At 37.7% G+C, this 6,859-nt stretch carries 4 protein-coding genes; 2 read left to right on the top strand and 2 right to left on the bottom strand.

Features of this window, described 5'->3' with window-relative positions:
* The first annotated feature begins 450 nt into the window (after nucleotides 1-450).
* Together H7254_RS16555 and H7254_RS16550 are read left to right on the top strand one after the other, a co-directional pair.
* The gene (locus tag H7254_RS16555) at nucleotides 451-1,857 is read left to right on the top strand and encodes a sialate O-acetylesterase (protein WP_301934026.1); all 1,407 of its coding nucleotides are present in this window, start codon (nucleotides 451-453) and stop codon (nucleotides 1,855-1,857) included.
* A gap of 888 nt (nucleotides 1,858-2,745) precedes the next feature.
* Nucleotides 2,746-3,837 (top strand): serine hydrolase, encoded by a 1,092-nt coding sequence (locus H7254_RS16550; RefSeq protein ID WP_301934025.1) that lies wholly within the window; start codon nucleotides 2,746-2,748, stop codon nucleotides 3,835-3,837.
* A gap of 131 nt (nucleotides 3,838-3,968) precedes the next feature.
* Here the strand turns inward: H7254_RS16550 and H7254_RS16545 are convergent, their stop codons facing one another.
* Nucleotides 3,969-5,036, bottom strand: a complete 1,068-nt coding sequence (locus H7254_RS16545) for a hypothetical protein (RefSeq protein ID WP_301934024.1) — start codon at nucleotides 5,034-5,036, stop codon at nucleotides 3,969-3,971.
* 368 nt (nucleotides 5,037-5,404) lie between these two features.
* Nucleotides 5,405-6,859 (bottom strand): alanine--tRNA ligase-related protein (locus H7254_RS16540; RefSeq protein WP_301934023.1); only part of this gene is annotated, 1,455 nt, incomplete at its 5' end.

Below are 6,859 nucleotides of genomic sequence, written 5' to 3'. Positions count from 1 at the left end.
TGCTGCAATTTAAAGCTTAGCCAACTTTGATAATTAAATAGTTAGGTAAGTATCCTGTAGGCGAAAGTTTAATTTACCCAATAATAGCATTCACTACCTATTGCTTAAAGCATGCCTGAAATGGAGATTAAATGCAATGCCGCCATCTCCGTAATATGGCGTTAAAAATACCATGCTCAGTTAATACATAAATTATTGTGGTATGATATTCAATCACGGTAATTGGGTATATAATCTTTTAAATTTTTGCTAAACTACAACATACACAATCTGTTTTATCAATAAAGTTTTGCTTTGTGTACGACAGTTTCTCCGGTTAAATATGGCCAAAATGGTTTGAGGGAAGAGGCGCATATTTAAATCAATCGTATATTCATATTTATTTTACCGTTTTAAATAAAAAATAAAAAGATAATTCAAATTTCAAAAAAACGCTTTTAATAATTTGCTATGAAAAAATACTTTTCCATTGTTGTATTTCTTTTTTTAACGTCTGCTGTAAAAGCCAATATTCGCTTACCCAATGTGATTAATAACAACATGGTTTTGCAACAGCAATCTTCTGTAAAACTATGGGGCTGGGCCGGGCCTGCTGAGAAAATATATGTTACAACTTCATGGAATAATAAAACAGATTCTGTTGTTACCACAAGGGATGCCGCCTGGATGTTGCATGTGCAGACACCTGCTGCCGGCGGACCTTATACCGTTACATTAAAAGGCGCTAATACAATAATACTAAACAATGTGCTGATTGGCGAAGTATGGGTTTGCTCCGGTCAATCTAATATGGAAATGAATGACGGCTGGGGAGGTATACCAGATATAAAAGCTGCATTGGCCACATGCGCCAATACCAATATCAGATTCTTTACTATTCCTAAAGTTACTTCCAGATATCCACAGGATAATTGTGGGGGCGAATGGATTGGTTGTGATTCCAATACCCTGAAAAATTTTAGTGCTGTAGCTTATTTTTTTGGTCATAAACTGAATACGGACATGAACGTACCCATTGGATTGATTAGTACAAACTGGGGCGGCACGCCAGCAGAAACATGGACCGAAACTGAGACGGTCAATAATGATGCTGAATTAAAAGCCGCAGCAGCAAAACAACAGCCCAGCGATTGGTGGCCCTATTTACCGGGTGCTGCATTCAACGGCATGGTTGCACCCATCACCAGTTATAACATTGCCGGTGCCATTTGGTACCAGGGCGAAGGCAATACCATTGCGCCGGATAGCTACGGTAAATTATTAACTACAATGATTGGCACCTGGCGCAAAGCATGGAACGAGGAGTTGCCATTTTATTATGTTCAGATAGCGCCTTTTACTTATGGAAATAAATTCATTTCCTCCATTGTGCGGGAGCAGCAAACAAAGGCAATGGCCTATCCTAATACAGGTATGGTGGTAATAACCGACTTGGTGGATAATGTAAAAGATATTCATCCAAAGGGCAAGCGGCTGGTGGGTGAACGGCTTGCCAACTGGGCGCTTGCAGAAACCTATCATAAAGACGGAATTGTGTATAAAAGTCCCCTGTATAAAAGTTTGGAGGTGCTGAAAAATAAAGCCATTATAACTTTTGAGAATGCTCCCAATGGACTTAAAACAACGGGACAAAACATCATAGAAGTTTATGTAGCCGGCGCTGATAAAATATTTTATGTTGCCACCGCAAAAATAGACAAAGACAAACTGATTGTTTATAGCCCTAAGGTTGCACAACCTGCAGCAGTGCGGTTTGCATTTAGTAATGCAGCTATGGGCAATTTATTCAGTAAAGAAGGTTTGCCGGTAAACCCTTTCAGAACGGATGATTGGGAGCTGGACAGAAGTAAAGAATAACTGGATAGAATAGCCTTTTCTGGATTGTGCCGAATAAAGAAGTCCTGCAATTTGCAACGGCCAAAAAGTATAGTGCCTAACATATATCCCAGCATGTCATAACAGTAAAAGAACCTACAAAGGTGCCTGAAACATCTGACTCTATCACAGTATTGTACATGCCCATTTTATAAAACAATTCCTTGTACGGGAAAGCCTGATAATCTAATTCCCAATTGTTTGCCCAAAATTTCCTGACAAGAAATTGGTATTAGCGCTTTGATAATAAAACTTGAAGCCGCGTTAGTTTTTTACTGCCTGTTTCTATAAAAATATTATTTAAAGATGACCGTAGCTGAGCGTATTTATGTGGCTATCTTTTACATTTTACGATTGATCCTCATTGGCCGGGCGATGATATGAAAATTGATAACCGACTGTTCGGCTAACCGGGGTTGCTGATGGCGAGGCATATCTAAAGGCGGTTTCATTTACAAGCCTTGCGCCTGCTCCGGTTGTATAAATTACTTTTCGTTTGGCAGAACCAAATACAGAGCCGGTAATTCACGAGAATTTATAATCAACCATACATCTTCTCATAATTATGGGATAAAAATTAAGTTCTTGTTTGAGTTGCTATCGTTCACTTTGGCCCTTTATAAAAACCAACCCGTATCAGTACCTCAGCAATTATTATAAAAAGTATGTAAAATATTATTTTCAATTTAGGTCAGCATTTATTTTAAACAATGCTGTAATGAAATTGCAAAACATTACATACCATCTATAAAAAAACAAATTAAAAATGTTTCCTTAATAGTAGCTGTTGGAGGTAAATTTATTACCGCTTAAATATGTATCCTGCGTCATATTCGTTTATCTTCACAATGCATTAATACAACAAAATTTATGTTGAGATATTATTGGCTGATCACTTGTCTGGTATACACATTAGGGAGTAATGCACAGTTAACAAAAAGGCTTGACAGCTTATTACATCAGCAAGCTGCGGGCCAGCCAGGCTTTGCTTTGTTGGTAGAACAGGATGGACGGCTGTTGTACAATAACCAGGCAGGACTTGCCAATATAGCCACAAAAGAAAAGATACAAGCCAGCACAAATTTTCGCATGGCATCCCTTACCAAACAGTTTACAGCCATGGGTATTTTGTTACTGGAAAAGGTACATCAGTTATCTGTAAACGATCCAATTGGTAAATACCTCACCGGTTTGCCTGCAGGCATCGGTAAACAGGTACGCATTAAACATTTGCTCACGCATTCATCCGGTATAATGGATTATGAGGAGCTGATGGCCGCTGCGCAAACAACACAATTGCTGGATGCGGATGTATTGCAGTTGTTGCAAAAATATGACACTACTTATTTTAAACCAGGTACTCAATTCCGTTATAGCAATTCAGGTTTTTGTTTACTGGCACTCATCATCGAAAAAGTTTCGCATCAATCCTATGCGGCCTTCATCAAACAAAAAATATTTGCTCCATTGCATATGAATGCGTCTGTGGTTTATGAGAAAAACCGGGCCATTGCGCAACGGGCGATGGGGTATGCAAAAGATAGCATTGGTAACACTTTCCTGAGCGATCAAAGTGTTACCAGTGCCACCAAAGGTGATGGCGGCGTATACACATCCATTAATGGTTACCGTAAATGGGTACATGCACTTCAACACAACAGTTTGCTAAACCTCGCTGCTGTATTGCAGCGGCTGCATTTTGCTGCAGGCGATGTGCCCAATAGTTTTTACAGTGCAGGCTGGTTTTATGCAGCAACAGAACCACAGATTTGGTTTCATTCGGGCAGCACCTGCGGATTTAATAATTATGTAATAACGGTGCCGGCTAAAAAAATTTCCATTGTATTTTTTTCAAACCTGGCAGAGAATACAATCCTGTTCCGTAATATTATTGAAATACTTTACCAGTCAGGATTTGCTGATTACTCAGGATTATTTGCATTGCATCAATTAACAAGATGAGCGACGGAATTAAAACTATTTTTATTGATTTGAACGATGAAGTTGTGTCATCTGCAGCTATGTTGAAACGAAGTAAAAAATACTGAATAAAAAACAGCATTTTTGTGTTGACGGTAATGCCAGGCAATTGTTTATTCAAATAAACCGGTTACCAAAGGATAAAGCACGATGGTAAGAACAAATAAAATTCTACCGTCTGCCATCGCTCTGTCGGCGCTCATTATTTTTGTAGTAAGGTATTTGTCATCAGTGCAATTCATACAGCCCAAAATAATATCTGTGTCTTTTAAGTCAATGCTACCGGCCGATTCTGACAAAACTATACCGGGATTAATTGCATCGCCTGCACAGAAAGTAAAATTTTTTTCGTTTAAGGTTCTCAGTTCAAATACAGGCATACCTGCATGTACTTTACTTTTTAGCATCCAATCGTTTTCTGCAACAAACTTATCATTACTTTCCTGGCTTTTCAATTTATGTGTACCGCCAATTAATATATTATTGATGGTACGCCGGTTCAATCCATCTTTCCAGATAAAAATAACCTGCCGCCTGGTATTGATAAACAACACTGAACATTTAACAATATCATTTCCTGAAAAATAATAGATATCCTTTTTTACATTTTTTTCTCCAAAATAATAAATGAGGTATTCATTGGATGTAAAATCCATTAAGTCTTCGGCAAAATGCAAATCCTTGTTTAACGGAAATGTTTTTTTGTAAACTGTAATGGAATACCAGTTAACACCGTCTGTTTCTTTAACCGAAGCATCGGCAGTATAATCCTCATGCTGGTATAAATGCGAAGCAGGAATAACGGTGCTGTCTTTTTCGTATTCACAGTAAAATGAATGCTTTTTTAATGATTCAATAATACCGTTGTATTCTGCTGCTAAAGTAGTTTGGTAAGTAAGTGTAAATGTTTCTTTAAGGTTTGATCTCACCAATCGTCTGCTTACAGAATCTGACTGTTTTTCTTTCCTGTTTTTGATGCCAGAATGGTATTCGTAAGTTTTAACGATGGTGTCACCCAATGATTCAGTTCCTGAAAACCTGTATTTTTTCTTTAACAACTGGCTCTCTAATTTGGAAGTTGTTACAGACAACATATCGATTAGCCTGTCAGCAGAAAGCTCCTGGCCATTTACTATTGAGATAAATAATATATAAAAAATCAGAAGTAAAAAAATTTTCATTGTTGGTGCAGCTTGCTGGTGAAATTATAATTATTGGAATGGATGATGATTATAAGCCAGATTTATTCACCGGCATTACAAACAGAAATAATTACATACTCTAAAAACTATATCAAATAATAAGTGTCAATGCTTTATACTAACAATATACATCAAAAATATTGTCTTTAATTAGTATACATGCTTTTTAAGAATATTATATTTTTTTTGTAAAAAAATTAAAAACTATGCAAACAAACCCAACCCTGCACTTACACCTACTGTTATGTGGGATATTTTTTGTTACAGACCAAAGATCGTAGCTAAGGTTTAATCAATAAAGGGAAGTCATTACAACTTCCCTTTATTGAAAATTATTCAATTTTTTTTTATAACAGTGATTTTACTTTTTCAATAACTTCTTTAAAATTACTTACATCTTGCCCACCGGCGGTACCCAGATTTTTTTGACCGCCGCCACCTCCTTTTATCAATGCCGCCACCTGCTCTTTAATAATTTTTGCAGCATCCAGGTTTTTTGCGGTTACTACAGTATCAGAAATACCGATGGCAACAAAAGCCTTTCCATCTATATTGCTGCAAAGCACCACCACATGATCGTGCAGGTGATTTTTAAGATCGGTACATAATTTTTTTAGTGCATCCGCATTGCTCACTTCTATAATAGCGCCAACAAAAGTTACGTTGTTGATGATTTCATCTTTTTGCAATAATTCATTGCGTATGCCTACCAGTTGCCTTGCTTCCAAACCCTCAATGCGTTTGGATAAAATGCTATTTTCTGATTGTAAATGTTGAATAGATTTTGAAATATCTTTGGTGTTTTTCAGCAGGCCGCGAATTTCATCCAGCGCAATAAATTGTTCATTGATGTAATTTTCTGCAGCCGCTCCGCAAACCGCTTCAATTCTTCTAACACCAGCAGCAACGGCGGTTTCGTGTTGTATTTTAAAGATGCCCAGCTCACCGGTGCTGCCCACATGCGTACCGCCGCAAAGCTCAATACTATAGGCCGGGTCCATTATAACCACTCTTACTATATCGCCGTATTTTTCGCCGAACAGTGCCATAGCACCCAAAGCAACTGCCTCATCTTTGTGCATTGATTTGATGACTACCGGAATATTTTCCCTAATCTTTTCATTCACGAGTTTTTCTACTGCAGCAACTTCTTCATTGGTTACTTTAGCAAAATGACTAAAATCAAAACGCAGATGTTCTTCATTTACCAGACTTCCCTTTTGTGCTACATGTTTACCCAACACAGTGCGTAAAGCTGCATGCATTAAATGTGTAACGCTGTGGTGTACCGCAATAGATTTTCTTCTGTCAGCATCTACTTTTGCGAAAACTATGGTATTGATGATGGCAGGAAGTGCATCGGTGAAGTGAATGATGAGGTCATTCTCCTTTTTTGTATTGGTTATTACAATAGTTTCATCACCAAATTGAAGAATGCCGGTATCGCCTACCTGGCCGCCACTTTCGGCATAAAATGGCGTTGTATCCAACACCAACTGGTATTGCTCTTTTCCTTTAGCCGTAACTTTTCTGTACTTGATGATGTTACTCTTTGTTTCCAAAGAATCGTATCCTGCAAATTTATTGGACGTGTTTTCTATTAAAGTTATCCAGTCTTCAGTTTCTAAAGTTGTGGCTGCACGGGAGCGGTTTTTTTGTAGTTGCATATACTCAATAAAACCTTTCTCATCAATAGTTAAACCATATTCACTTGTAACCAATTTCAATAAGTCCAATGGGAAACCGAATGTGTCATAAAGTTCAAACGCTTGTATTCCTGTCAATGTAAGTCGGCCACTATA

The organism is Ferruginibacter sp., from assembly GCF_014377975.1.
Classification (GTDB): Bacteria; Bacteroidota; Bacteroidia; order Chitinophagales; family Chitinophagaceae; genus Ferruginibacter.
This window is presented reverse-complemented; position numbering and strand designations above follow the sequence as displayed.